28 protein-coding genes are annotated in these 24901 nt (G+C 72.5%); 23 read left to right on the plus strand and 5 right to left on the minus strand.

Annotated elements, in window-relative coordinates:
- Window positions 1-11: 11 nt before the first annotated feature.
- The 7 genes from glmS to tsaE all read left to right on the plus strand — a co-directional run bounded on the left by glmS (window position 12) and on the right by tsaE (window position 7396).
- Window positions 12-1859, plus strand: a complete 1848-nt coding sequence (glmS, locus tag OG242_RS19715; RefSeq protein WP_405899408.1) for a glutamine--fructose-6-phosphate transaminase (isomerizing) — start codon at window positions 12-14, stop codon at window positions 1857-1859.
- Between the two features lie 28 nt (window positions 1860-1887).
- Window positions 1888-2256 carry a holo-ACP synthase gene (locus tag OG242_RS19720; protein ID WP_405899409.1) on the plus strand — a complete coding sequence of 123 codons (369 nt, stop codon included), beginning with the start codon at window positions 1888-1890 and terminating at the stop codon, window positions 2254-2256.
- A 172-nt stretch (window positions 2257-2428) separates the two neighbouring features.
- Entirely contained in the window at window positions 2429-3895 is a 1467-nt protein-coding gene (locus OG242_RS19725; RefSeq protein ID WP_405899410.1) for an NAD(P)H-hydrate dehydratase, read from the plus strand.
- A 43-nt stretch (window positions 3896-3938) separates the two neighbouring features.
- Window positions 3939-4325, plus strand: a complete 387-nt coding sequence (locus tag OG242_RS19730; RefSeq protein ID WP_405899411.1) for a DUF488 domain-containing protein — start codon at window positions 3939-3941, stop codon at window positions 4323-4325.
- Window positions 4326-4377: 52 nt separating this feature from the next.
- Window positions 4378-5544 (plus strand): alanine racemase, encoded by a 1167-nt coding sequence (alr, locus tag OG242_RS19735; RefSeq protein WP_405899412.1) that lies wholly within the window; start codon window positions 4378-4380, stop codon window positions 5542-5544.
- A gap of 99 nt (window positions 5545-5643) precedes the next feature.
- Window positions 5644-6876, plus strand: coding sequence for an alpha/beta fold hydrolase (locus OG242_RS19740; protein WP_405899413.1), 1233 nt, complete (start codon window positions 5644-5646; stop codon window positions 6874-6876).
- Window positions 6845-7396 carry a tRNA (adenosine(37)-N6)-threonylcarbamoyltransferase complex ATPase subunit type 1 TsaE gene (gene tsaE, locus OG242_RS19745; protein WP_405899414.1) on the plus strand — a complete coding sequence of 184 codons (552 nt, stop codon included), beginning with the start codon at window positions 6845-6847 and terminating at the stop codon, window positions 7394-7396. The genes OG242_RS19740 and tsaE overlap by 32 nt, the downstream gene beginning before the upstream one ends.
- Before the next feature lie 537 nt (window positions 7397-7933).
- Here the strand turns inward: tsaE and OG242_RS19750 are convergent.
- Window positions 7934-8479, minus strand: a complete 546-nt coding sequence (locus tag OG242_RS19750) for a hypothetical protein (protein WP_405901662.1) — start codon at window positions 8477-8479, stop codon at window positions 7934-7936.
- Between the two features lie 206 nt (window positions 8480-8685).
- On the opposite strand from OG242_RS19750, the gene tsaB reads away from it, so the two are divergent.
- From tsaB to OG242_RS19785, 7 genes are all read left to right on the plus strand, one after another.
- Window positions 8686-9333 carry a tRNA (adenosine(37)-N6)-threonylcarbamoyltransferase complex dimerization subunit type 1 TsaB gene (tsaB, locus tag OG242_RS19755; RefSeq protein ID WP_405901663.1) on the plus strand — a complete coding sequence of 216 codons (648 nt, stop codon included), beginning with the start codon at window positions 8686-8688 and terminating at the stop codon, window positions 9331-9333.
- On the plus strand, window positions 9330-9833 hold the full coding sequence (rimI, locus tag OG242_RS19760) for a ribosomal protein S18-alanine N-acetyltransferase (protein WP_018519258.1): 504 nt from the start codon (window positions 9330-9332) through the stop codon (window positions 9831-9833). Before tsaB ends, rimI begins: the two co-directional genes overlap by 4 nt.
- A complete protein-coding gene (gene tsaD, locus OG242_RS19765; protein ID WP_405899415.1) occupies window positions 9833-10933 on the plus strand; it encodes a tRNA (adenosine(37)-N6)-threonylcarbamoyltransferase complex transferase subunit TsaD in 1101 nt (366 codons plus the stop codon). The genes rimI and tsaD overlap by 1 nt, the downstream gene beginning before the upstream one ends.
- Window positions 10930-11202, plus strand: coding sequence for a hypothetical protein (locus tag OG242_RS19770; RefSeq protein WP_405899416.1), 273 nt, complete (start codon window positions 10930-10932; stop codon window positions 11200-11202). Before tsaD ends, OG242_RS19770 begins: the two co-directional genes overlap by 4 nt.
- An 82-nt stretch (window positions 11203-11284) precedes the next feature.
- Entirely contained in the window at window positions 11285-11755 is a 471-nt protein-coding gene (locus OG242_RS19775) for a VOC family protein (RefSeq protein WP_405899417.1), read from the plus strand.
- Window positions 11756-11801: 46 nt separating this feature from the next.
- The gene (locus OG242_RS19780; protein WP_405899418.1) at window positions 11802-12467 is read left to right on the plus strand and encodes a hypothetical protein; all 666 of its coding nucleotides are present in this window, start codon (window positions 11802-11804) and stop codon (window positions 12465-12467) included.
- A gap of 169 nt (window positions 12468-12636) precedes the next feature.
- Window positions 12637-13599, plus strand: a complete 963-nt coding sequence (locus tag OG242_RS19785; RefSeq protein WP_405901664.1) for a polysaccharide deacetylase family protein — start codon at window positions 12637-12639, stop codon at window positions 13597-13599.
- Here OG242_RS19785 and OG242_RS19790 read toward each other — a convergent pair.
- Window positions 13590-14006 carry a DUF6234 family protein gene (locus tag OG242_RS19790; RefSeq protein WP_405899419.1) on the minus strand — a complete coding sequence of 139 codons (417 nt, stop codon included), beginning with the start codon at window positions 14004-14006 and terminating at the stop codon, window positions 13590-13592. The genes OG242_RS19785 and OG242_RS19790 overlap by 10 nt on opposite strands.
- Before the next feature lie 301 nt (window positions 14007-14307).
- Between OG242_RS19790 and groES the strand changes: the two genes are divergently transcribed.
- From groES to OG242_RS19815, 5 genes are all read left to right on the plus strand, one after another.
- Window positions 14308-14616, plus strand: a complete 309-nt coding sequence (gene groES, locus OG242_RS19795) for a co-chaperone GroES (RefSeq protein ID WP_018101172.1) — start codon at window positions 14308-14310, stop codon at window positions 14614-14616.
- Between the two features lie 103 nt (window positions 14617-14719).
- Window positions 14720-16345: a chaperonin GroEL gene (groL, locus tag OG242_RS19800; RefSeq protein ID WP_405899420.1), complete on the plus strand. Its 1626-nt coding sequence runs from the start codon at window positions 14720-14722 to the stop codon at window positions 16343-16345.
- A 182-nt stretch (window positions 16346-16527) separates the two neighbouring features.
- Entirely contained in the window at window positions 16528-16974 is a 447-nt protein-coding gene (locus OG242_RS19805) for an SRPBCC domain-containing protein (protein WP_405899421.1), read from the plus strand.
- The gene (locus OG242_RS19810; protein WP_405899422.1) at window positions 16971-17339 is read left to right on the plus strand and encodes an ArsR/SmtB family transcription factor; all 369 of its coding nucleotides are present in this window, start codon (window positions 16971-16973) and stop codon (window positions 17337-17339) included. Before OG242_RS19805 ends, OG242_RS19810 begins: the two co-directional genes overlap by 4 nt.
- A gap of 12 nt (window positions 17340-17351) precedes the next feature.
- Window positions 17352-17831, plus strand: coding sequence for a hypothetical protein (locus OG242_RS19815; RefSeq protein ID WP_405899423.1), 480 nt, complete (start codon window positions 17352-17354; stop codon window positions 17829-17831).
- Between the two features lie 28 nt (window positions 17832-17859).
- Here the strand turns inward: OG242_RS19815 and OG242_RS19820 are convergent, their stop codons facing one another.
- Together OG242_RS19820 and OG242_RS19825 are read right to left on the minus strand one after the other, a co-directional pair.
- Window positions 17860-18900: a hydroxyacid dehydrogenase gene (locus OG242_RS19820; RefSeq protein WP_405899424.1), complete on the minus strand. Its 1041-nt coding sequence runs from the start codon at window positions 18898-18900 to the stop codon at window positions 17860-17862.
- A gap of 179 nt (window positions 18901-19079) precedes the next feature.
- On the minus strand, window positions 19080-19853 hold the full coding sequence (locus tag OG242_RS19825) for an SDR family NAD(P)-dependent oxidoreductase (RefSeq protein ID WP_405899425.1): 774 nt from the start codon (window positions 19851-19853) through the stop codon (window positions 19080-19082).
- Window positions 19854-19953: 100 nt separating this feature from the next.
- Here OG242_RS19825 and OG242_RS19830 point away from each other — a divergent pair, with 100 nt between their 5' ends.
- Window positions 19954-20844, plus strand: coding sequence for a LysR family transcriptional regulator (locus OG242_RS19830; protein ID WP_405899426.1), 891 nt, complete (start codon window positions 19954-19956; stop codon window positions 20842-20844).
- 124 nt (window positions 20845-20968) lie between these two features.
- Here the strand turns inward: OG242_RS19830 and OG242_RS19835 are convergent, their stop codons facing one another.
- On the minus strand, window positions 20969-21295 hold the full coding sequence (locus OG242_RS19835; RefSeq protein ID WP_164402905.1) for a WhiB family transcriptional regulator: 327 nt from the start codon (window positions 21293-21295) through the stop codon (window positions 20969-20971).
- 460 nt (window positions 21296-21755) lie between these two features.
- Between OG242_RS19835 and OG242_RS19840 the strand changes: the two genes are divergently transcribed.
- The 3 genes from OG242_RS19840 (at window position 21756) to guaB (ending at window position 24843) form a co-directional block, all read left to right on the plus strand.
- A complete protein-coding gene (locus OG242_RS19840) occupies window positions 21756-22367 on the plus strand; it encodes a response regulator transcription factor (RefSeq protein WP_003948568.1) in 612 nt (203 codons plus the stop codon).
- A 247-nt stretch (window positions 22368-22614) separates the two neighbouring features.
- Entirely contained in the window at window positions 22615-23190 is a 576-nt protein-coding gene (locus OG242_RS19845; protein ID WP_405899427.1) for a sigma-70 family RNA polymerase sigma factor, read from the plus strand.
- 150 nt (window positions 23191-23340) lie between these two features.
- The gene (guaB, locus tag OG242_RS19850) at window positions 23341-24843 is read left to right on the plus strand and encodes an IMP dehydrogenase (RefSeq protein ID WP_405899428.1); all 1503 of its coding nucleotides are present in this window, start codon (window positions 23341-23343) and stop codon (window positions 24841-24843) included.
- The last annotated feature ends 58 nt before the right edge of the window (window positions 24844-24901 follow it).

A 24901-nucleotide genomic window follows, 5' to 3' on the forward strand; every position in this document is an offset into this window, starting at 1 on the left:
AAAGGACCACTATGTGCGGGATCGTGGGTTACGTCGGTGGGCAGTCGGCGCAGGACGTCGTCGTCGCGGGCCTCAAGCGGCTGGAGTACCGGGGGTACGACTCCGCCGGGATCGCCGTCCTCGCCGACGGCGGGCTGGCCGCCGCCAAGAGGGCCGGGAAGCTCGTCAACCTGGAGAAGGCGCTGAGCGAGCGCCCGCTGCCCGCCGGCACCGCCGGGATCGGGCACACCCGCTGGGCCACCCACGGCGGCCCCACCGACGTCAACGCCCACCCGCACCTGGACAACGCCGGCCGCGTCGCCGTCGTCCACAACGGGATCATCGAGAACTTCGCGGCCCTGCGCGCCGAGCTCGGCGAGCGCGGCCACGACCTGCTCTCCGAGACCGACACCGAGACCGTCGCCCACCTCCTCGCCGAGGCGTACAGCCAGAGCGGGGAGCCGGCCGAGGCCATGCGCCAGGTGTGCCGCCGCCTCGAAGGGGCGTTCACGCTCGTCGCGGTCTTCGCCGACGCGCCGGACGTCGTGGTCGGGGCCAGGCGCAACTCGCCGCTCGTCGTCGGGGTGGGGGAGGGCGAGTCCTTCCTCGCCTCCGACGTCGCCGCGTTCATCGAGCACACCCGGGACGCGATCGAGCTCGGCCAGGACCAGGTGGTGGAGCTGCGCCGGGACGGCGTCCTGGTCACCGGGTTCGACGGGGAGCCCGCCGTGGTGCGCGAGTACCACGTGGACTGGGACGCGTCGGCCGCCGAGAAGTGCGGCTACGCCTCCTTCATGCTCAAGGAGATCGCCGAGCAGCCGAAGGCCGTCACCGACACCCTCCTCGGGCGTATCGACCCCGAGGGCACCCTCCACCTCGACGAGGTCCGCATCACGCGCGGCGAGCTGCGCGAGGTCGACAAGGTGGTGATCGTCGCCTGCGGGACCGCGTTCCACGCCGGGATGATCGCCAAGTACGCCATCGAGCACTGGACCCGCGTCCCCTGCGAGACCGAACTGGCCAGCGAGTTCCGCTACCGCGACCCGATCCTGGACCCGCACACGCTGGTCGTCGCCATCTCCCAGTCCGGGGAGACCATGGACACGCTGATGGCGCTGCGGCACGCCCGCGAGCAGGGCGCGAAGGTGCTCGCCATCTGCAACACCAACGGCTCGACCATCCCGCGAGAGTCCGACGCCGTGCTCTACACACACGCCGGGCCCGAGGTCGCCGTCGCCTCCACCAAGGCGTTCCTCACCCAGCTCGTCGCCTGCTACCTCGTCGCCCTCTACCTGGGCCAGGTGCGCGGCACCAAGTGGGGCGACGAGGTCCGGACCGTGATCCGGCAGCTCTCCGAGATCTCCGGCTCGGTCGACCGGGTCCTGGAGACCATGGAACCCGTCCGGGAGCTGGCCCGTTCGCTGGCCTCCCACGACACCGTGCTCTTCCTCGGCCGCCACGTCGGCTACCCGGTCGCCCTGGAGGGGGCGCTGAAGCTGAAGGAACTCGCGTACATGCACGCCGAGGGGTTCGCCGCCGGTGAGCTGAAGCACGGGCCGATCGCGCTCATCGAGGACGGGCTCCCCGTCGTCGTCGTGGTGCCGTCCCCGGCCGGGCGCTCGGTTCTGCACGGCAAGATCGTGTCGAACATCCAGGAGATCCGGGCCCGCGGCGCCCTCACCGTCGTCATCGCCGAGGAGGGCGACGACGAGGTCGTCCCGTACGCCGACCACCTCATCCGCGTCCCCGCAACGCCTACGCTGCTTCAGCCGCTTGTCGCCACCGTGCCGTTGCAGGTCTTCGCCTGCGAACTCGCGACGGCCCGCGGCAACGAGGTGGACCAGCCGCGCAACCTGGCGAAGTCCGTCACCGTGGAGTGAGCAGAGGACGATTGGTGAGGGTGGGTACGTGATCATCGGGGTCGGGATCGACGTGGCGGAGATCGAGCGGTTCGACGCGGCGCTGGAGCGTACGCCGCAGCTCGCGGCGCGGCTCTTCGTGGACGGGGAGCTCCTGCTGCCGAGCGGCGAGCGGCGTGGCATCGCCTCGCTGGCCGCCCGGTTCGCCGCCAAGGAGGCCCTGGCCAAGGCGCTCGGAGCGCCCGGGGGGCTGCTGTGGACGGACGCCGAGGTGTACGTGGAGGACAGCGGGCAGCCCCGGCTACGGGTTCGCGGCACGGTGGCGGCTCGCGCCGCCGAACTGGGGGTCAGGAGCTGGCATGTGTCGCTCAGCCACGATGCGGGGGTCGCGTCCGCGGTGGTGATCGCGGAGGGGTGACCGGGTGCGGGCTCCGGTGGCCTCGGGGGTCCGGCGGGCCGGTTCCGTCCTCAATCGCCGGACGGGCTTGATTTTGGCTGGTCGCCGTCGTGACTGCTCGCCGCACGGGCTCGAAATGGCCGGTCGCCGTTGGAGCCTGCGCGGGGCGCTCGACGTGCGTACGTTGGAAGGCATGCGTACCGCCTACAGCGTCGAGACCGTACGGGCCGCCGAGCAGGCCCTCATGGCACGGCTCCCCGAAGGGGCGTTGATGCAGCGCGCCGCCGCCGGGCTCGCCGCCGCCTGCGCCGATCTGCTGCGCCGGGCCGGCCGGGTCTACGGCTCCCGGGTCGTCCTCCTCGTCGGCACCGGCGCCAACGGCGGCGACGCCCTGTACGCCGGTGCCCGGCTCGCCCGGCGCGGCGCGGGCGTCGTCGCCGTACGGGTCAGCCCCGGCAGGTCCCACGAGGGCGGCACCGCGGCCCTGCGCGCCGCCGGCGGACACGTGGTGGACGGTGAGGAGAGCACCGCCCACGAGGACTGGGCCGGGCGCATCGACCTCGTCGTGGACGCCATCACCGGCATCGGCGGACGCGGCGGACTGCGCCCCGAAGCCGCCGAGCTGGTCCGGAAGTACACCGCGCACCGCGCGCCCGTCGTCGCCGTCGACCTGCCCAGCGGGGTCGAGGCGGACACCGGCGAGGTGACCGGGGACGCGGTGCGCGCGGACGCCACCGTCACCTTCGGGGCCTACAAGCCCGCGCTGCTCGTCGACCCGGCCGCCGAACGGGCCGGTGCGCTGCGCCTCGTCGACATCGGGCTCGACGCCGAACTCCCCGCCGTGCCCGACCTGGAGGCGCTCCAGTACGCGGACGTCGCCGCGCTGCTGCCCGTACCGGCCGCCGAGAGCGACAAGTACCGGCGCGGTGTCGTCGGCATCGCCGCCGGATCGACCCGCTACCCGGGCGCGGCGGTGCTCGCCGTCTCCGGGGCGCTGCGCGGCGGGGCGGGGGCCGTGCGCTACGCGGGCCCCGGCGGCGAGGCGGTCATCGCGCGGCACCCGGAGACCCTGGTCCACGCGGGCCGCCCCTCCGGGGCCGGGCGGGTGCAGGCGTGGGTCGTCGGCCCCGGGCTCGGCGACGGCACCGAGGCCGTGGAGGCCGTCTCCGACGTGCTGGCCACCGAGGTGCCGGTGCTGGTCGACGCGGACGGGCTGCGGCTCCTCGACCCGGACGTGGTCCGGGGCCGCACCGCGCCCACCGTCCTCACCCCGCACGCCGGGGAGGCCGCCGCGCTGCTCGGCGTGGCGCGCGAGGAGGTCGAGGCGGGGCGGCTCGCCGCCGCACGGGAGCTCGCCCGGCGGTTCGGCGCCACGGTCCTCCTCAAGGGCTCGACGACCCTCATCGCCACCGACACCCCGCACACCCCGGTCCGGGTCAACCCGACCGGCACCCCGTGGCTGGCCACCGCCGGCAGCGGTGACGTGCTCTCCGGGCTGACCGGGTCCCTGCTCGCCGCCGGACTCGCCCCGCTCGACGCCGCGTCCGCCGGGGCCCATCTGCACGGGCTCGCCGCCCGCCGTGCCGCGGACGGCTCCCCGCTCGCCGCGATGGACGTCGCCGAGGCGATCCCCGGGGCGTGGCGGGACGTCCGGGCCTGAGCGAAGCTGAGGGGAACGACCGTCCGAGGAGAGGTGACCGGCCGTGAGCAGTAGCGGTGACGTGCGCGTACGCCGGGTGTACGACGGGGTGGAGGAGGGCGACGGCACCCGCGTCCTGGTGGACCGGCTGTGGCCGCGCGGGGTGTCCAGGGAGAAGGCCGCGATCGACCGCTGGCTCAAGGACCTCACCCCGTCCGACGAACTGCGCTCCTGGTACCACGAGGACCGCTCGGCCACCCGCTACGACGCCTTCGTCGAGCGCTACCGCGCCGAACTGGCCGGACCGGCCGAGGCGGCGGCCGTCGACGAGCTGGTGGGGCTGGTCCGCGACGGCGGCCCGGTCACGCTCGTCACCGCAGTCAAGGACGTCGGGCACAGCCACGTGCCGGTCCTCGCCGACCACCTGGAACACGAGCTGCGCCACCGCTGACGCGCCCCGCCGGACAGGTCCGCGCGGACCGCTCTGAGAGACTGGGCGCGATATGAACGAGACAGCGTCCTTGCGAGCCCGTGCCGAGATCGACCTCGCCGCACTCCGCGCCAACGTGCGCGTCCTGCGTGCCCGGGCGGCCGGGGCGCAGCTCATGGCCGTGGTGAAGGCCGACGCCTACGGGCACGGCGCGGTCCCCTGCGCGCGCGCCGCGCGGGAGGCGGGCGCCGCCTGGCTGGGCACCGCGACCCCCCAGGAGGCCCTGGGCCTGCGCGCGGCCGGGATCGACGGGCGGATGCTGTGCTGGCTCTGGACGCCGGGCGGGCCCTGGCGCGAGGCGATCGAGGCCGGCATCGACGTGTCGGTCAGCGGCATGTGGGCGCTGCGCGAGGTCACGGAGGCGGCCGCGGCGGCCGGCCGGCCCGCCCGCGTCCACCTCAAGGCCGACACCGGCCTCGGCCGGGCCGGCTGCCAGCCCGCCGACTGGCCCGAGCTGGTCGCCGCCGCCCGCACCGCCGAGCGCGCGGGCACCGTCCGCGTCACCGGCCTGTGGTCCCACTTCGCCTGCGCCGACGAGCCGGGCCACCCCTCGATCACCGCCCAGCTGGACACCTTCCGCGACATGGTGGCGTACGCCGAGAAGGCCGGCGTCGAGCCCGAGGTGCGGCACATCGCCAACTCCCCGGCGACCCTCACCGTCCCCGAGTCCCACTTCGACCTGGTGCGGACCGGGATCGCCATGTACGGCATCTCGCCCAGCCCGGAGCTGGGCACCTCCGCCGACTTCGGGCTGCGGCCCGTGATGACGCTCGCCGCGTCCGTCGCCCTGGTCAAGCAGGTCCCGGCCGGCCACGGCATCAGCTACGGCCACCACTACACGACGCCCCACGAGACCACCCTCGGCCTGGTGCCCCTCGGTTACGCCGACGGCATCCCGCGCCACGCGTCCGGCCGGGGCCCGGTCCTGGTCGGCGGGGTGCGCCGGACGATCGCGGGCCGGGTCGCCATGGACCAGTTCGTCGTCGACCTCGACGGCGACGAGCCGGCGGCCGGCAGCGAGGCGGTGCTCTTCGGCCCCGGCGACCGGGGCGAGCCGAGCGCCGAGGACTGGGCGGAGGCCGCCGGCACGATCGCGTACGAGATCGTCACCCGGATCGGCGGCCGGGTGCCGCGCGTCCACCTGGGCGCGACGGCCGACGGGGCCCCGGCCGGGTCCTGACCGGGAGAGCGTTTCTGACCAGGCACGATCTGAACATGCCCGAGGCGGCTTCCGCTCGGGCCGGGACAGACCGACACGACCCACGAGGAGCGCGGCACGGTGAGCGAGATCAGTACGGGTGACGTGGTGGCGGCCGCCTCGGGAGCCGGCTGGCGCCGGGCGGGCATCGCCGGTGCCGCCATAGGCGTGATCGCCGCGGGCGCGGCGGCCGGGGTCGCGGTGGAGCGGCTGACGGTCGGCCGGGGCATGCGCAAGCGCGCCCGGCTCGCCCTGGACGCCACCGGCCCGTACGGCTCGCTGCGCGGGACGCCCGGCCGGGCCGCCGCCGACGACGGCACCGAGCTGTACTACGAGGTCGACGAGGTCGATCCCCCCGACGACGCCGCCCCTTCGGGCTCCCGCAGGCGGCGGCTCTTCGGGCGCAAGGCCCCCGCCCCCGTCACCGTCGTCTTCAGCCACGGCTACTGCCTCGGCCAGGACTCCTGGCACTTCCAGCGCGCCGCCCTGCGCGGGATCGTCCGTACCGTCCACTGGGACCAGCGCAGCCACGGCCGCTCCGAGCGGGGCCGCGCCCAGGCCCGGGCCGGGGGAGGGGTGCCCGTCGGCATCGACCAGCTCGGCCGCGACCTCAAGGCCGTCATCGACGCCGCCGCCCCCGAGGGCCCGCTCGTCCTCGTCGGCCACTCGATGGGCGGCATGACGATCATGGCGCTGGCCGACCAGTACCCGGAGCTGATCCGCGACCGGGTCGCCGCCGTCGCCCTCGTCGGCACATCGAGCGGCAGGCTGAACGAGGTCAGCTTCGGGCTGCCCGTGATGGGCGTCAACGCGGTGCGGCGGGTGCTGCCCGGGGTGCTGAGGGCGCTCGGCTCGCAGGCGGAGCTGGTGGAGCGGGGGCGGCGGGCGACCGCGGACCTGTTCGCCGGGCTGATCAAGCGGTACTCGTTCGGCTCGCGGGACGTGGACCCGGCGGTCGCGCGGTTCGCGGAACGGCTCATCGAGTCCACCCCGATCGACGTGGTCGCCGAGTTCTACCCGGCCTTCGCGGAACACGACAAGAGCGCGACCCTGCCCCTCTTCCGCGATCTGCCGGTCCTCATCCTGGCCGGGGACAAGGACCTGGTGACGCCCAGCTCGCACAGCGAGGCCATCGCGGACCGGCTGCCGGACGCCGAACTCGTCATCGTCCCGGACGCCGGGCACCTGGTGATGCTGGAACATCCCGAGACGGTGACCGACCGGCTCGCGGACCTGCTGGTGCGGGCGGGAGCCGTACCGGAGTCCTCTAACGTTGGCGGGCATGGAACCGCAGAACAGCCCGGCGGCCGCTGAGGCCACCGCGTACGAGAACGTCCCCGGCGCCGTCACCGTGAAGCTGGCCGTCGACTCCCCCGAACAGATGCAGGCCCTGGGCCGCCGGCTCGCCTCCGCGCTGCGCCCCGGCGACCTCGTCATGCTCACCGGCGAGCTGGGCGCCGGCAAGACGACCCTGACCCGGGGGCTCGGCGAGGGTCTGGGCGTACGCGGCGCGGTGACGTCCCCCACCTTCGTGATCGCCCGCGTCCACCCCCCGCTCTCCGGGGGCCCCGCGCTGGTCCACGTCGACGCCTACCGGCTGGGCGGCGGGCTCGACGAGATGGAGGACCTGGACCTCGACGTCTCGCTGCCGGAGTCCGTGGTGGTCGTCGAGTGGGGCGACGGCAAGGTCGAGGAGCTGTCGGACGACCGGCTCCAGGTGTTCATCGGCCGCGCGGTCGGGGACACCGACGACGAGCGGCGCACGGTGACGCTGGTGGGCGTCGGGGCGCGCTGGGCGGGGCTGCGGAACGAGTCCTGGGCGCCCTGGGGCTGAGTTCTTCCGAGTTTCCGACGTGGTGTCGGCAAAATGTTGCGCGGGGCGGGGCAAGCGTGGTGACATGGAGGACGAGAGCGGGTTAGGTCTACCTAACCACGCCTTCCACCGGAGCCCCAGGAGGCGTCCATGCCGACACCCGAGCGCGGACCGCGGTCGCCGCGGCCGACGGTATCGATGACCGCCCTACTGGCCGCGAACGCAGCGGCGACGGCGGTGTCGACACCGCCCCGAACCCAGACGCCCCCGGCGAAGCCCGGCCGCCCGGCCACCTCCGGACGCCCGACCACTTCCGAACACGCGACAAAATCCGGACGCCCGACCACTTCCGAACACGCGGCAAAATCCGGACGCCCGGCCAAATCCAGCCCGTCCGGCGATTGAGGACATCTGTGACGCGGGACCGACGACGGCCGGCGAATTCCAGCCCGTCCGGCGATTGAGGACACCCGTGACGCGAGGCCGCCGACGGCCGCCGAATTCCAGCCCGTCCGGCGATTGAGGACACCGCCCACGGGTGGCGCGGCGCGGCGCGGCCTACGGGACCACGACCACCTTCACGCTCACCGTGGCGAACCGCCACACCGCATCCCCGTCGGCCCGAGACATCCGCACGCCCCCCGCCTTCACCGTCGGGTCCGGCTCCTCCATCGACCCGTCCCGCGCGGCGCTGAAGCCGATCGTCACGTCGTTCACCGTGGCGAACCGCACGACGTGCTCGATCGGCACCCCGTCCGACCCCTTCACGCTGCCCGACCGCGAGGTCACCGCGTAGCTGCCCGGCACGGCGCTCACCGAGCTCGGCATCACCTTGAACGACCGGGACGCCTTGCCGCTCGCGTCCACCAGCCACACCCGGCGGTCCTTCAGCGCGTACACGACCCGCATCCCCGTGCCGGATCCGGCGGGGACGGCGAGCGGGTCCTTCTTCGGCTTGGCCTTGCCGTGCCCGCCGGGCGCGGCCGGCGCCGACGCGCTGCTGGACGCCTTCGGCTTCGCCGCCAGGTCGTCCGGCACGTTGGCGGAGGCCTGGTAGGCCAGGAAGCCGACCGCCGCGACGGCCGCCGCGGTGAGCGCGGCCACGATTCCCGAGCTGCCCCTTGCCACCGTGCGTGCCTCTTTCGCTGTCGTGTGCCGTAAGGCGCGAACCGTAAGTCGTACAAGCGTTTACACGTACTCCGCGTATACCCGGTGACGGTAGCAGCCGGGACCGCCCCGACCGGGATGCCGTACGGGGCGCGGGGCGGGCCGCGCCGGAGCCGTAGGCTGTTTGCGTGCTCTTGCTCGCAATGGATACCGCCACCCCCGCCGTCACCGTCGCCCTGCACGACGGGACCCGCGTCGTCGCCGAGTCCGCCCAGGTCGACGCCCGCAGGCACGGGGAGCTGCTGCTGCCCGCCGTCGACCGGGTCCTCGCCGATGCCGGGCTGAAACTCGACGCGGTGACGGACGTCGTCGTGGGCGTCGGCCCCGGCCCGTACACCGGACTGCGCGTCGGCCTGGTGACGGCCGCCACGTTCGGCTCGGCGCTCTCCGTGCCCGTGCACGGGCTGTGCACCCTGGACGGCCTCGCGTACGCCGCCGGGCGGGCCGGGATCGAGGGCCCCTTCGCCGTCGCCACGGACGCCCGCCGCAAGGAGGTCTACTGGGCGCGGTACGAGGACACCCGCACCCGGACCGAAGGACCTTCCGTCGACCGGCCCGCCGACATCGCGGAGCGGCTCGCGGGCCTGCCCGTCGTCGGCGCGGGCGCGGTGCTGTACCCCGAGGCGTTCCCGGACGCGCGCGGCCCCGAACACCTCGCGGCCGGCGCCCTCGCCGGTCTCGCCGCCGAGCGCCTCGCGGCCGGCGAGGAGTTGCTGCCGCCGCAGCCGCTCTACCTCCGCAGGCCCGACGCGCAGGTCCCGAAGAACTACAAGGTGGTCACCCCGAAGTGACCGTCACGACCGCGGTGCTGCGCGAGATGCGCTGGTGGGACATCGACCCGGTGCTCGCCCTGGAGCACGAGCTGTTCCCGGAGGACGCCTGGTCGGCCGGCATGTTCTGGTCCGAGCTGGCGTACGCGCGCGGCCCGGCGGCCACCCGCCGCTACGTCGTCGCCGAGGAGCGGGGCACCGGCCGGATCGTCGGGTACGCGGGCCTCGCCGCCGCCGGTGACCTCGCCGACGTGCAGACGATCGCCGTCGCCCGCGACCACTGGGGCGGCGGGCTCGGCTCCGAGCTGCTGACCGACCTGCTCAAGCACGCCACGGCCTTCGAGTGCGCCGAGGTGCTGCTTGAGGTCCGCGTCGACAACACCCGCGCCCAGAAGCTCTACGAACGCTTCGGCTTCGAACCGATCGGCTTCCGCCGCGGCTACTACCAGCCGGGCAACATCGACGCGCTCGTCATGCGCCTCCACGTACACGAAGACGTACAAGAAAACGAGACTGACTGATGGCTGACGAACCTCTCGTACTCGGTATCGAGACCTCCTGCGACGAGACCGGGGTCGGCATCGTCCGGGGGACGACGCTCCTCGCGGACGCCGTCGCGTCCAGCGTCGACACGCACGCCCGCTTCGGCGGCGTCGTCCCGGAGATCGCCTCCCGCGCCCACCTGGAGGCGATGGTCCCCACCATCGAGCGGGCCCTGAAGGAGGCCGGCGTCAGCGGCCGCGACCTCGACGGCATCGCCGTCACCGCGGGCCCCGGCCTCGCGGGCGCGCTGCTCGTCGGCGTCTCCGCCGCCAAGGCGTACGCGTACGCGCTGAACAAGCCGCTGTACGGGGTCAACCACCTGGCGTCGCACATCTGCGTCGACCAGCTGGAGCACGGCCCGCTGCCCGAGCCCACCATGGCGCTCCTGGTCAGCGGCGGGCACTCCTCGCTGCTGCTGGCGCCCGACATCACCAACGACGTGCGGCCGCTGGGCGCGACCATCGACGACGCGGCCGGCGAGGCGTTCGACAAGATCGCCCGGGTGCTGGACCTCGGCTTTCCCGGCGGCCCGGTCATCGACCGGCTCGCCAAGGAGGGCGACCCGGCGGCCATCGCCTTCCCGCGCGGACTGACCGGCTCGCGCGACCCCGCGTACGACTTCTCGTTCTCCGGCCTGAAGACGTCCGTCGCCCGCTGGATCGAGGCCAAGCGGGCGGCCGGTGAGGAGGTGCCGGTACGGGACGTGGCCGCGTCCTTCCAGGAGGCCGTCGTCGACGTGCTCACCCGCAAGGCCGTCCGCGCCTGCAAGGACGAGGGCGTCGACCACCTGATGATCGGCGGAGGCGTCGCGGCCAACTCCCGGCTGCGCGCGCTCGCCCAGGAGCGGTGCGAACGGGCCGGCATCCGGCTGCGCGTACCCCGCCCGAAGCTGTGCACCGATAACGGGGCCATGGTCGCCGCGCTCGGCGCCGAGATGGTCGCCCGCAACCGGCCCGCCTCCGACCTGGAGCTGTCCGCGGACTCCTCGCTGCCCGTCACCGAGACCCACGTCCCGGGCGCCCACAGCCACAGCCACGACCACGTGCACGAGGTCAGCAAGGACAACCTGTACTCATGAGCGACCCCGTCACCGCCCTGATGTGGGAGGCGCGCGCCGCCGACGGCCGGGGCGGCGAGCTCCTGGAGTGGGCCCGCGCCCGCGCCGCCGAGCTGCCCCGGACCCCGCTGCGCAGCGAGCTGCTGCGCGCCCCGCAGGACCGGGTCCTCGTCATCACCTGGTGGCGGGGCGGGCACGCCGACGAGCTGCCTGAGCTGCCCGAGCCGGACGCCGCCCTGGTCACCCGGGCGGTGCACCGCTGGCGCTTCGAATCGCTGGGACCGGCCTAGCCACCCGGCAGGTCGATGAGTTCCGGACGCTTCCGCGGTCTACCCTTCACGGCACTTCGCCCCTGTACGTGAGGAGAGGACCATGCAGAAGGTCACCACGTTCCTTTGGTTCGAGAAGGATCAGATCGAGGAAGCGGCCGACTACTACGTCTCCGTCATCGGCGGTGACTCGCGCGTCCTCGACGTGACCCGCTGGACCGCCGCCGCCCCCGGCGAGGAGGGCAGGGCGATGACCGTACGGTTCCAGCTGGACGGTGCCGAGTACGTCGCGTTCGACGGCGGGCCCGAGTTCCCCTTCACCGAGGCCGTCTCGCTCTCCGTGGAGTGCGACTCGCAGGAGGAGGCGGACCGGCTGTGGAAGACGCTCACCTCCGACGGCGGGCAGGAGAGCCAGTGCGGCTGGCTCAAGGACAAGTACGGCGTCTCCTGGCAGATCGTCCCGCGGGGCCTCGGTGAGGCCCTGACCGACCCGGACCCGGAGAAGGCCGCCCGCGCGATGAAGGCCATGCTCGGCATGCGGCGCCTGGACATCGAGGCCATCCGCAACGCCTGATCCCCGGGCGGCACTTGGGGCGAGGGGCGGTCGATAAGGTCTGCCCATGTCCCCTCGCTCCGTGCTGCCGCCGCCCCCGCCGCCCGTGGAGATACGCGCCTGGCCCGACCGGGACGCGCTGCTCGCCGACCGGTCCTTCCTGCTCGGCGGGCTGGTGAAGGCGCACATCGGACCCGGCCGGCTCGGGCTCCTGTGGCTGTGGGGGGTGGTCGCCGCGGTCGGCTGGTCGTTCATCGGGACGGCGTTCATCACCTTCGAGGAGTCGTTCGACGCCGTCAGCGCGATCGCCGGCGTGGTGATGCTCGCGATGGGCGCCGCCGCCCTGATCCCGGCGGTGGTCCTCCTCGTCGTCGGGTTGCGCCGGGACGCGGCGGTGCGGCGGCTGCTCACGCAGTGGGGCGAGCTGGACCCCGACCCGGCCCGCGACGCCGGTCTCCGGCTGCCCGGCCTCAGCCTGGTGTGGCTGCTGACCTCTTTCGTGCTGGGCGCGCTGGGGCTGTACGCCTGCGTCGTCGTGCCCGCGGGCGCGGTGCGGGGCCATGACACGTACGGGCTGATGGCGCTGATCATGGGGCTCGGGTTCCTGGCCTGGACCGTCGGGCTCGTCGGCGTCTTCAAGGCGTTCTGGCACCGGCGCTGGATCCTGCGCACGCTGACCGGGACGGCCGCTCCGGTCCCGCTGGCCCAGCAGGGCGGCGGCGCCCACCGCTGAGGCCGGGGCGGCCCTGTTCGGCCGCCTCCGTGTGAGCCACCCGGGGGACCGCGCGGGCCCGGCGGCGGTGTCGGGCCCGCCGTCCCCGGTCGTACTGGCAGGATCCGGCGCCATGCAGCCAGTACGACAAAAGGACAAATTGGCCATGAATGGGTGCGAACCGGGTGCGGTGACGGGCGGGCGGCAGCGGGCGCGGCGGGGGCGGGGCCACCTGCGGCGCCGGCCGGGGTACGCGGTGCTGGCCGCGCTCCTGGTCGCCGCCGCCGCGTCGGGCTGCGCGGCCGGGGACGGCGATCCTGGCGCCGCCGCCCGGAGCGCGAAGCTCCAGGCCGGTCAGGCGGGCGCGCCGGCGGAGCCGGCGGCCGGGGCGCTGGGCACCCGCGCGGCACGGGCGGAGCGGGCGAAGCTGGCGCAGGCCGCCCGCGCGGTCGCCGCCAAGAAGTGGGGCCTGGCGAGCACGCCGCTCGCGGCCCCCGTACCGCCCGCGAAGAAGCCGCACCTGACGACCCGCAAGGGCTTCGAGGTCGAGGGCCAGAACGACTCGCTGCCGCCGGTCTTCACCCGGGTCCCCACCACGGACAAGGTCGTCTTCCTGACCATGGACGACGGGGACGACAAGGACCCCGAGCTGCTGAAGATGATGTCGGAGCTGAACATCCCGTACAGCGCCTTCCTCACCGACTACCTGGTGCGCGACGACTACACGTTCTTCAAGGACGCCCAGGCCCGCGGGCTCACGCTCAACAACCACACGCTCAACCACCGCTACATGCCGGGCCTGTCCCACGAGGAGCAGAAGCGCGAGATCTGCGACCAGCAGGACATCATCGAGCAGCAGTTCGGCAAGCGGCCCCGGCTCTTCCGGCCGCCGTACGGCAACTACAACACCGACACCCTGAAGATCGCCAAGTCCTGCGGCATCACCGCCGTGCCCCTGTGGGAGGCCGAGGCGTTCCCCGACCACATGGAGTGGCGCGGGCAGGACCAGGAACTGCACCCCGGCGACATCATCCTCACCCACTTCCGCGGCAAGAAGGACTGGAAGGGCAGCATGCCCGACCTCATCCGGTCCGTCATGAAGGTCATCACGGACCAGGGGTACGCCGTGGCCCGCCTGGAGGACTACGTGTAGGGAGCGGCGTACGCGCGGTCGGGCCCGGGGTCCGGGTGGGCGTCCTCGTAGGCGCCGTGCCAGGCCGTCAGCGTGAGGACCAGCAGCAGGCATACGCCGATCAGCTGGACGACGCCCGCGATCGGCAGCCCGTGGCGCAGCAGCACCACCCCGATCAGGCACGCCACCGCCGTGACGGTGGCGAGGACGAGAGTGCCGGACCAGTCCATCCCGGGCGGTCCGGCCTCCATCATGTCCGGGTCCGGCGGCCGCGGGGCGGAAGCCGTGTGCGAATAGAAGAAGACCGCGCTGATCACCAGCTCCAGTGCGATGAGGAGCAGGCCGAGCACCATGTCGAGGCAGCCGGTCATCACCGGCCCGGGGCGCGAGGCGGCCGGGCGGTCCGGGGCGGCGGATCGTATGCGCATGCCGTCACCGTCCACCGGAACGGACCGGGCGGCCCCCGCGTTGTCCCTACGGTGTCCGGAACGTTGCACGGTCGCAGCCGTACGGGCCGGGGGCCCCGCGTACGCCATGAGGGGCGTGAATTGGCACTCCGCTTGACCGAGTGCTAATCGCGGTCATAGTCTCAGTGCTGGCACTCCCCACTGGAGAGTGCCAGCAGTACTGTGCGACCAGCAGGTCCGGCACCCGCGACGACGGGCCCACCTGGTCGCCACACCAAAGACTGTTAAACCCCGTGAGATCTCCGAAGGGGGAGACCGGATCGTGTCGACCGCCAGCTCCAAGGTTGCGATCAAGCCGCTCGAGGACCGCATCGTGGTCCAGCCGCTCGACGCCGAGCAGACCACGGCCTCCGGCCTGGTTATCCCGGACACCGCAAAGGAGAAGCCCCAGGAGGGCGTCGTCCTGGCCGTGGGCCCGGGCCGCTTCGAGAACGGCGAGCGCCTGCCGCTCGACGTCAAGACCGGCGATGTCGTGCTGTACAGCAAGTACGGCGGCACCGAGGTGAAGTACAACGGCGAGGAGTACCTCGTCCTCTCGGCCCGCGACGTGCTCGCGATCATCGAGAAGTAATTCACCCACGTTTGCTTCTGTTCTGCGCCCCTGGCCCCCTGCGACATAACTAGCCGGGCGGCAGGGGCGCAGTTCTTGTTTTTGAGAGGAAAAGTTCAGCTCCATGGCGAAGATCCTGAAGTTCGACGAGGACGCCCGTCGCGCCCTCGAGCGCGGCGTCAACAAGCTTGCAGACACGGTGAAGGTGACGATCGGCCCCAAGGGCCGCAACGTCGTCATCGACAAGAAGTTCGGTGCCCCCACCATCACCAACGACGGTGTCACCATCGCGCGCGAGGTCGAGCTGGACGACCCGTACGAGAACCTCGGCGCCCAGCTGGTGAAGGAGGTGGCGACCAAGACCAACGACGTGGCCGGTGACGGTACGACCACCGCCACCGTCCTCGCCCAGGCGCTCGTCCGCGAGGGTCTGCGCAACGTCGCCGCCGGCGCCTCCCCGGCCGCTCTGAAGAAGGGCATCGACGCCGCGGTCAAGGCCGTGTCCGATGAGCTTCTGGCGACCGCCCGCCCGATCGAGGACAAGTCCGACATCGCCGCCGTCGCCGCGCTCTCCGCGCAGGACGCCCAGGTCGGCGAGCTCATCGCGGACGCGATGGACAAGGTCGGCAAGGACGGTGTCATCACCGTCGAGGAGTCCAACACCTTCGGTCTGGACCTCGACTTCACCGAGGGCATGGCCTTCGACAAGGGCTACCTGTCCCCGTACATGGTGACCGACCAGGAGCGTATGGAGGCCGTCCTCGACGACCCGTACATCCTGATCCACCAGGGCAAGATCGGCTCGATCCAGGAGCTGCTGCCGCTCCTGGAGAAGGTCATCCAGGCCGGTGGCTCCAAGCCGCTGCTGATCATCGCCGAGGACGTCGAGGGCGAGGCCCTGTCGACCCTGGTCGTCAACAAGATCCGCGGCACGTTCAACGCCGTCGCCGTGAAGGCCCCCGGCTTCGGTGACCGCCGCAAGGCCATGCTCGGCGACATCGCCACCCTCACCGGTGCGACCGTCATCGCCGAGGAGGTCGGCCTCAAGCTCGACCAGGCCGGTCTGGACGTGCTGGGCACCGCCCGCCGCGTGACCGTCTCCAAGGACGACACCACCATCGTCGACGGCGGCGGCAAGTCCGACGAGGTCGCCGGCCGCGTCAACCAGATCAAGGCCGAGATCGAGTCCACGGACTCCGACTGGGACCGCGAGAAGCTCCAGGAGCGCCTGGCGAAGCTGGCCGGCGGTGTCTGCGTGATCCGCGTCGGTGCCGCCACCGAGGTCGAGCTCAAGGAGAAGAAGCACCGTCTGGAGGACGCCATCTCCGCGACCCGCGCCGCGGTCGAGGAGGGCATCGTCTCCGGTGGCGGCTCCGCTCTGGTCCACGCCGTCAAGGTCCTGGAGGGCAACCTCGGCAAGACCGGCGACGAGGCCACCGGTGTCGCGGTCGTCCGCCGCGCCGCCGTCGAGCCGCTGCGCTGGATCGCCGAGAACGCCGGCCTCGAGGGCTACGTCATCACCTCGAAGGTCTCCGAGCTCGACAAGGGCCAGGGCTTCAACGCCGCCACCGGCGAGTACGGCGACCTGGTGAAGGCCGGCGTCATCGACCCGGTCAAGGTCACCCGCTCCGCCCTGGAGAACGCCGCGTCCATCGCGTCGCTGCTGCTCACGACCGAGACCCTGGTCGTCGAGAAGCCGGCCGAGGAGGAGCCGGAGGCCGCGGGCCACGGCCACGGTCACTCCCACTAGCGTGTAGCGCCTCCGCGCGAACGAAGGCCCGGCACCCCGCGAGGGGAGCCGGGCCTTTTCGCTTGTCCGGGGGCACGTCCGGCCTTGCCGACGACGGTCCAGGCGCAACCCCGGGGTTGCGCCTGGACCGTCGAAGTGCAACCCTGGAGTTGCATCCGATGGTGACGGTGAAGGAGTCCCACATGAGCGAGGACCGGATCGAACGCGAGACCTTGATCGCAGCGCCGCTGGAACGGGTCTGGTCGTTGGTGGCCCAGCCCGGGTTCTGGGTGGCCGACAAGGCGAGCCTGCCCGGCACCGTGGCCAAGGAAGGTGAGTCCATGACGGCGAAGAACGCCGAGCACGGCGACTTCCCGGTGCGCGTCGAGAAGGTCGAGCCGCCCACGTACCTGGCGTACCGCTGGACCAGCGCGTTCCCCGGAGAAGAGCTGCGCGAGGACAACAGCACGCTCGTGGAGTTCACGCTGACCCCGGAGGGCGAGCACACGCGGCTGCGCGTCGTCGAGAGCGGGTTCGCGGCGCTGGCCGGGTCCGAGGAGCTGCGCGGTCAGAACCTGAAGGACCACTCCGCGGGCTGGCCCCTGGAGCTCGACGCGCTCAAGACGCGCGCCGAACGGCCCGCCGAGTGACGGAAGAAGGTCCGGGCGCCGCCGAGGCCGTCGACAGCGTCCTCGGTGCACTGGCCGACCCGACGCGACGTCAACTGCTCGACCTGCTCGCCGCGCAGGGCGAGGCCACTGCCACGACGCTCGCCGAACGGCTTCCCGTCTCGCGGCAGGCGGTGGTCAAACACCTCGCCGTCCTGGAGGCCGCCGGACTGGTTTCCGGCGGCCGGGTCGGACGCGAGGTGCGGTACGCGGTGCGGCCCGCGGCGCTGGACGCGACGGCACGGTGGATGGCCTCGCTCGCGGCCTACTGGGACCGGCGGTTGGCCAACATCAAGCGCGTCGCCGAGGCGGCGGAGCGGGATCCGAGTTCGACACGCCCCGAATGAAGGAAGCACGCTATGGACACGACAGCACTTCGCGGCGCCTACGACAGGTTGCTCGACGCGGCGGCCCTGCCCGGCCTCGGTGACGCGGACGACGGAGGATGGAACGCCGACGAGATCCTGGCCCATCTCATCGGCGTCGACGCCTCGATCGCGGCGGTCGCTCTGGCAGTCGTCGCCGGCTCACGGCCCACCCTCGACAACCGGATCTCCCTCGACACCTGGAATCTCGACCGGATCATCACGGAGCACTCGGGCCGGGCGGACCTGATCGACCATGTCCGGAGTCAGGCCACCATCCTGTGCGACATCGCCGATCGGCTCAGCGAGGAAGCCGCCGCGGTCCTGGTGCCGACGCTCTTCTTCTCCCACGACGTGGTCGTGCTGGACCGGCCGATGTCGCTGGCGGACCTCGTGGACGGCCTCGCCGAAGACCACGTACCCGTGCATACGCGACAGCTCCTCGATCTTCGCGCCGCCCCCGGGCACGCGTGAAGGCAGGGCCTCCGCGCGTGCCCGGACGTCACGCCGACCGGTCCAGCGCCGCCGGACGCACCGGCTCCGCGAACGGCCGCCCCTGCGCGTACCGTTCCAGCTCGTCCAGCGCGTGATCGGTCATCCGGTGCAGCTCGTTGCCGAGGGAGCCCGCCACGTGCGGGGTCAGGAGGACATTCGGCAGCTCGTACAACGGCGAGCCCGCGGGCGGCAGTTCGGGGTCCGTCACATCGAGTACGGCGTGCAGCCGGCCCGGGACCAGCTCCCGCAGCAGGGCCGCCTCGTCGATCAGGGAGCCCCGGGCCGTGTTGATCAGCGTCGACCCGGTCCGCATCAGCGCCAGCTGGCGGGCGCCGATCATGTGGTGGGTCCCGGGGAGCTGGGGGGCGTGCACGGAGACGACGTCGGCGCGGGCGCACAGCTCGTCCAGGGCGACCGGTTCGACGCCCAGCCGTGCGGCTTCGTCCGCGGTGACGAACGGGTCGTACAGCAGGACCCGCAGGTCGAAGGGGCGGAGCAGCTCGATGACGCGGCGGCCGATGCGGGAGGCGCCTACGATGCCGACGGTGCGGTGGTAGTTGCCGGCCCCGTCCAGCTCGGCGCGCCAGTCGTGGTCGGCGCGGACCTCGCGGTAGACGTGGGCGGAGTGCGGGACGCGCTTGTTGGCGAGCAGGATCGTGGCCAGGGTGTATTCGGCCACCGGCAGGGCGTTGGCCCCGGCCGCCGAGGAGACGGCGAGGCCGCGCTCCCAGCAGGCGTCGGTGATGTGGTGCTTGACCGAACCGGCCGCGTGGACGACCGCCTTGAGGCGGGGCGCGGCGGCGAGGACCCGGTCGGTGAGCGGGGTCGCGCCCCAGCAGGTGAGGAGGACTTCGGCCTCGGCGAGGGCGGCGGCGACGCGGGGGTCCGGGCCGGCCAGGTCGTGGGCGACGAGGGCCGTGTCCGTACGGGCGAGGGCGGCGAGCCGGTCGCGGTGGCGTGGCTCGAAGAGGCGCTCGTAGATGCCCGGTCCCATCGCGAGCAGGACCGACGGCCGGGGGTTCTGAACCGGTGTGGGCTGAGTGCGCATGAGCGAGTTGTAGCGCGCGGTGGGTGGGGGCGGGGTACGCGGGGTCCGGAGTCGAATGGGTGGCCGTGTGGAGGGTCGCTCGTTGTGCCGGGTGACGTGGTGAACCGGTTGGGGGTGCGGCGGTGGGGCGGCATACGGGAGTTGGCGGCACCGTTCGTGGTCCCCGCCTCCTCCAGCCCCTACTGGGGCCCGTACTTGCGGCCCGTCCGCGAGGTCAGCCCGCCGAGCAGGCCGCGAGGCGTCAGTTTCACCGCCCCCATCAGGACCTTGTAGCGCGGGTCCGGGACCGACACCGACTTCCCGCGCGCCAGGTCCGCGAGCGCGGCGCTCACCAGCTTGTCCGCGTCGAGCCACATCCAGCCCGGGATGTTGCCCGTGCCCATCCCGGCCCGCTGGTGGAACTCCGTACGTACGAAGCCGGGGCACAGCGCCATCAGCCGCACCCCGGACCCGGCCAGGTCCTTCGCCGCGCCCTGGCTGAACTGCACGACCCACGCCTTGGACGCCCCGTACGTGCCGCGCGGCACGAACGCCGCCACCGAGGCCACGTTGACGATGCCGCCCCGGCCGCGCTCCTTCATCCCGGCCGCCGCCGCCGAGGTCAGCCGCAGCACCGCCTCGCAGTGCACCTTCAGCATCGCCAGCTCGTCGGCCATCGGGACGTCCAGATAACGGCCCTTGTTCCCGAAGCCCGCGTTGTTCACCAGCAGGTCGACCGGCCGCCGGGCGTCCCCGAGGCGCTCCTCGACCGCGCGGATGCCCTTGTCGTCGGACAGGTCGGCCCTCAGCACCTCGGCCTCGATGCCGTGCCGGTCGTGCAGCTCGGTCGCCTGCTCGCGCAGCCGCTCCGTGTCCCGGGCCACCAGGACCAGGTCGTACCCGTCGGCGGCGAGCCGCCGGGCGAAGGCGGCACCGATGCCCGCCGTCGCGCCCGTGATCAGTGCAGTCGTCATACGCGCACCGTAGTGCCACGCCCGGGAAGCCGGACGGCCTGCCCTCAAAGTCCGTACGCGGGAACTCGCCGTCACCCCAAGACCCGCTTATGCTGGACCGGTGATCGAAGCCCGCCACCTCCGCGTCCTGCGCGCCGTGTCCGCCACCGGCTCCTTCTCCGCCGCCGCCCGCGAACTGGGCTGCACCCAGCCCGCGGTCAGCCAGCAGATGAAGGCCCTGGAGTCCTCCGCGGGGACCACGCTGCTGATCCGGACCGGCCGCGAGATGCGGCTGACACAGGCGGGCGAGGCGCTCGTACGGCACGCCTCCGGCATCCTCGCCGGGCTCACCGCCGCCGAGGAGGAGGTCGCCGCGATCGCCGGGCTGCGGGCCGGCCGGGTCCGCCTCGTCTCGTTCCCCAGCGGCAGCTCGTCCCTGGTCCCCGGCGCCCTCGCCGCACTGCGCGCCGCCCACCCGGGCACGCAGGTGTCCCTCGTGGAGGCCGAGCCGCCCCGGTCCGTGGAGATGCTGCGCGACGGCGACTGCGACATCGCGCTCGCCTTCCGGTACGGGGACCCGGGCGCCGAATGGGACGACCTGGTGGTGCGCCCGCTGCTCACCGACCGGCTCACGGGGCTCGTCCCCGAGGGCCACGCGCTGGCGGACCGGGACGCGGTGGGCATCGCGGAACTCGCCGGTGAGTCCTGGATCGCCGGGTGCCCCCGGTGCCGCAGGCAGCTCGTGGAGGTGTGCGAGGAGTCCGGCTTCACCCCGCGCATCGACTTCGCCACCGACGACTACCCGGCGGTGATCGGCCTGGTCGGCGCGGGCCTGGGCGTGGCCGTGCTGCCGGCGCTGGCCATCGAGTCGGTACGCCCGCGAGGGGCCAGGACCGTCACGGTGGAACCGGCCATCGAGCGTGAGATCGTCGCGCTGACCCTGCCCGACCTGGCACGGGTCCCGGCCGTGGCGGCCACCCTGGACGAGCTGGCCCGGGCCGCTTCCCGCTGAGCCCAGTCCCGCATTCCCAGCCCCTCCGGCGTTTGAGGAGCGGGGTCCGGGGCGGAGCCCCGGTTTCGGGAAGGGGCGGGGCGGGGTGAAGAAACGTTTCTCCCTTTGACGCGCGCGGCGACGGTCAGCCGTGACCCGGCGGGGACGCCGGCGCCGTCGCCGTGATCAGCCGGTTGCGGGCGCGCCCCATCAGCTCCTCGCGCTCGTCCTCGGTCAGACCGCCCCAGACGCCGTAGGGCTCACGGACGGCCAGGGCGTGGGCGGCGCACTCGGCGCGTACGGGGCAGCGCATGCACACCTCCTTCGCGGAGGTCTCGCGGGCGCTCCGGGCGGCTCCGCGTTCCCCCTCGGGATGGAAGAAGAGTGAGCTGTCGACCCCGCGGCAGGCTGCCAGCAGCTGCCAGTCCCACAGATCGGCGTTGGGTCCGGGAAGGCGGGAGAAATCGGCCATTGCTTGTCCCCTCGAAACCGTGCTGGGTCGGAAACGTCGTCGTCGTTGGTCGTGGACCGTGTTCGTCGTGACCGTGTGCGTCGTGGGTGGGTGCTCGTCGATGACCGTGTACAAGACCGTACATCTACGGTGTTAGTAGATGTAAATATGACTGATTGCGAATCTAGCCACAGACACCAGCAAAAGGGAAGAAATCCCGCTAAATGGGGCATGGGTGCATCAAAAGTTTCAGTTGACGGCTGGACGACCCGTGGCGCTCTCCTCCGTGAGCGACTCCTCACGTAGAGTGCCGAACTCGGTCTTCCAACCCGTAACTCTTTCGAGTGACCATCGTTGAGAGTGCGGAGGCGGTTGGCAGAAAGAGCGATCGGGCAGATGTCCGAGAGCGTCAACCGCACAGGTGACGACTTGTAACAGCCTGGAGGCTCAAGGTGACGCGCATCAGCTGCGGAGGGCGGTCATGACATCCGTCCTCGTCTGCGACGACTCCCCGCTTGCCCGAGAAGCGCTCCGTCGCGCGGTCGCGACCGTGCCCGGCGTCGAGCGTGTGACGACGGCCGCCAACGGCGAGGAAGTCCTCCGCCGCTGGGGTGCCGACCGTTCGGATCTCATTCTCATGGACGTACGCATGCCCGGTCTCGGGGGGGTGGAGACGGTCCGCCGGCTGCTCTCCGCCGATCCCGGCGCCCGGATCATCATGCTGACCGTCGCCGAGGACCTGGACGGCGTCGCGCTCGCGGTCGCCGCCGGCGCCCGCGGCTATCTGCACAAGGACGCCTCCCGGGCCGAGCTCCGGGCGACCGTCACCCAGGCCCTGGCCGACCCGACGTGGCGGCTCGCCCCGCGCCGGCTGCGGTCGGCCGAGATGGGTGCGGCGCCCACGCTCACGGCGCGCGAGATCCAGGTCCTCGAAGGGATGAGCCACGGCCGCTCCAACGCGGAGATCGGCCGTGAGCTGTTCCTCTCCGAGGACACGGTGAAGACGCACGCCCGGCGGCTGTTCAAGAAGCTCGGCGCATCGGACCGGGCGCACGCGGTGGCCCTCGGCTTCCGGTGGGGCCTGGTCCGCTAGGGCCCAGGTCCCGGCGGGGGGTGCGGCGCGAGCCGTACCCCGCCCGACGGAGCCCCGCGCTCCGGCGGTATGTGACGCTTCCCGGCCGATGCCGCATCCTTGAGACGTGGAGTTCCTCGGGAACGATTCGGTCGAGCGGAAGGGGAGGGCGCAGGACATGACTTCCGGCGCACCCGCTCATAACGCTTCGGTGCACAACTACGGACGCGGTGCCGCGGATGAAGTGGGACCGGGGCACCATGGTTCGATGGGCGACGACGGAACGACGGTGATCGGTGCCCTGGTGCACCGCGCCGTCGAGGGCGACGCGCAGGCCACCCACGATCTGCTGGCCCACGTCCACCCACTGGCCCTGCGCTACTGCAGGTCCCGGCTGAACCGGCTGCCCGGTGACGCGCGCCACTTCGTCGAGGACCTGGCGCAGGAGGTATGCGTCGCGGTGCTCATGGCGCTGCCGCGCTACAAGGACACCGGCAGACCCTTCGAAGCCTTCGTCTTCGCCATCGCCGGTCACAAGGTGGCCGATCTCCAGCGCGCCGCGATGCGGCACCCGGGGTCGACCGCCGTGCCCTCCGACGAGATGCCGGAGCGGCCCGACGACTCGCTCGGTCCCGAGGAGCGCGCGCTGCTCAGCAGCGATGCCGCCTGGGCCAAGAAGCTCCTGGCCAACCTGCCGGAGAACCAGCGCGAGCTGCTCGTGCTGCGCGTCGCCGTCGGGCTGACCGCCGAGGAGACCGGGCAGATGCTGGGCATGTCCCCGGGCGCCGTCCGGGTCGCCCAGCACCGGGCGCTGAGCCGGCTGCGGGCCCTCGCGGAACAGTGAGCCGAGCGGTGGGCCAGGCCCCTCGGAGCCGTACACCACTGCCGTAGGAAGCTACAGAACCTGCGGGTGATCTTGCTCGTGGAATGAGACGCCTTCCGAGGCCGTTAGCATGGACATCCGCACCGATCAAGGCCATTTGGGGAAGGTGTCATGACTGCAAACGTCGACGGAGTGCCCGAGAAATTCGCGACGCTCGGGCTGACATACGACGACGTGCTGCTGCTGCCGGGCGCATCCGAAGTGCTGCCCAACGCGGTCGACACCTCGACGCTCATCTCGCGCAACGTGCGCGTCAACATCCCGCTGCTGTCCGCCGCCATGGACAAGGTGACCGAGGCCCGCATGGCCATCGCCATGGCGCGGCAGGGCGGCGTCGGCGTGCTGCACCGCAACCTCTCGGTCGAGGACCAGGTCAACCAGGTGGACCTGGTGAAGCGGTCCGAGTCCGGCATGGTCACCGACCCGATCACGGTCGGCCCGGACGCCACGCTCGCGGAGGCCGACGCGCTCTGCGCGAAGTTCCGCATCAGCGGTGTCCCGGTCACCGACCAGGCGGGCAAGCTGCTCGGCATCGTCACCAACCGCGACATGGCCTTCGAGTCGGACCGCTCGCGCCAGGTGCGCGAGGTCATGACGCCGATGCCGCTGGTCACGGGCAAGGTCGGCATCTCCGGCGTGGACGCCATGGAGCTGCTGCGCCGCCACAAGATCGAGAAGCTGCCGCTGGTGGACGAGGCGGGCATCCTCAAGGGCCTCATCACGGTCAAGGACTTCAAGAAGGCCGAGCAGTACCCGAACGCGGCCAAGGACGCCGAGGGCCGGCTGCTCGTCGGTGCCGCCGTGGGCGCCAGCCCCGAGGCGCTGGACCGCGCCCAGGCGCTGGCCGAGGCGGGCGTGGACTTCCTGATCGTGGACACCTCGCACGGCCACAACAGCAACGCGCTCAACTGGATGTCCAAGATCAAGTCGGCCGTGAACGTCGACGTGATCGGCGGCAACGTCGCGACCCGCGACGGCGCCCAGGCCCTGATCGACGCCGGCGTGGACGGCGTCAAGGTCGGCGTCGGCCCCGGCTCCATCTGTACCACCCGTGTCGTCGCCGGCATCGGCGTCCCGCAGGTCACCGCGATCTACGAGGCCGCCCTGGCCGCCCGCGCGGCGGGCGTCCCGGTCATCGGCGACGGCGGCCTGCAGTACTCGGGCGACATCGGCAAGGCGCTCGCCGCCGGCGCCGACAGCGTGATGCTGGGCTCGCTCCTCGCGGGCTGCGAGGAGTCGCCGGGCGAGCTCCTCTTCATCAACGGCAAGCAGTTCAAGTCGTACCGCGGCATGGGCTCGCTGGGCGCGATGCAGTCCCGCGGCCAGGGCCGCTCCTACTCCAAGGACCGGTACTTCCAGGCCGAGGTCGCCTCGGACGACAAGCTCGTCCCCGAGGGCATCGAGGGCCAGGTCCCCTACCGCGGCCCCCTCGCCAACGTGCTGCACCAGCTCGTCGGCGGCCTCCGCCAGACGATGGGCTACGTGGGCGCCGCGTCGGTGGACGAGATGGAGAGCAAGGGCCGCTTCGTGCGGATCACCTCGGCGGGCCTCAAGGAGAGCCACCCGCACGACATCCAGATGACGGTCGAAGCACCGAACTACAGCAGGAAGTAACGCGACGACGCAGGTGAGGGGCGGACCGGGGTTCCCGGGACCGCCCCTCACCCATGTG

It is taken from the genome of Streptomyces sp. NBC_00727, assembly GCF_045161745.1.
GTDB lineage: Bacteria > Actinomycetota > Actinomycetes > Streptomycetales > Streptomycetaceae > Streptomyces.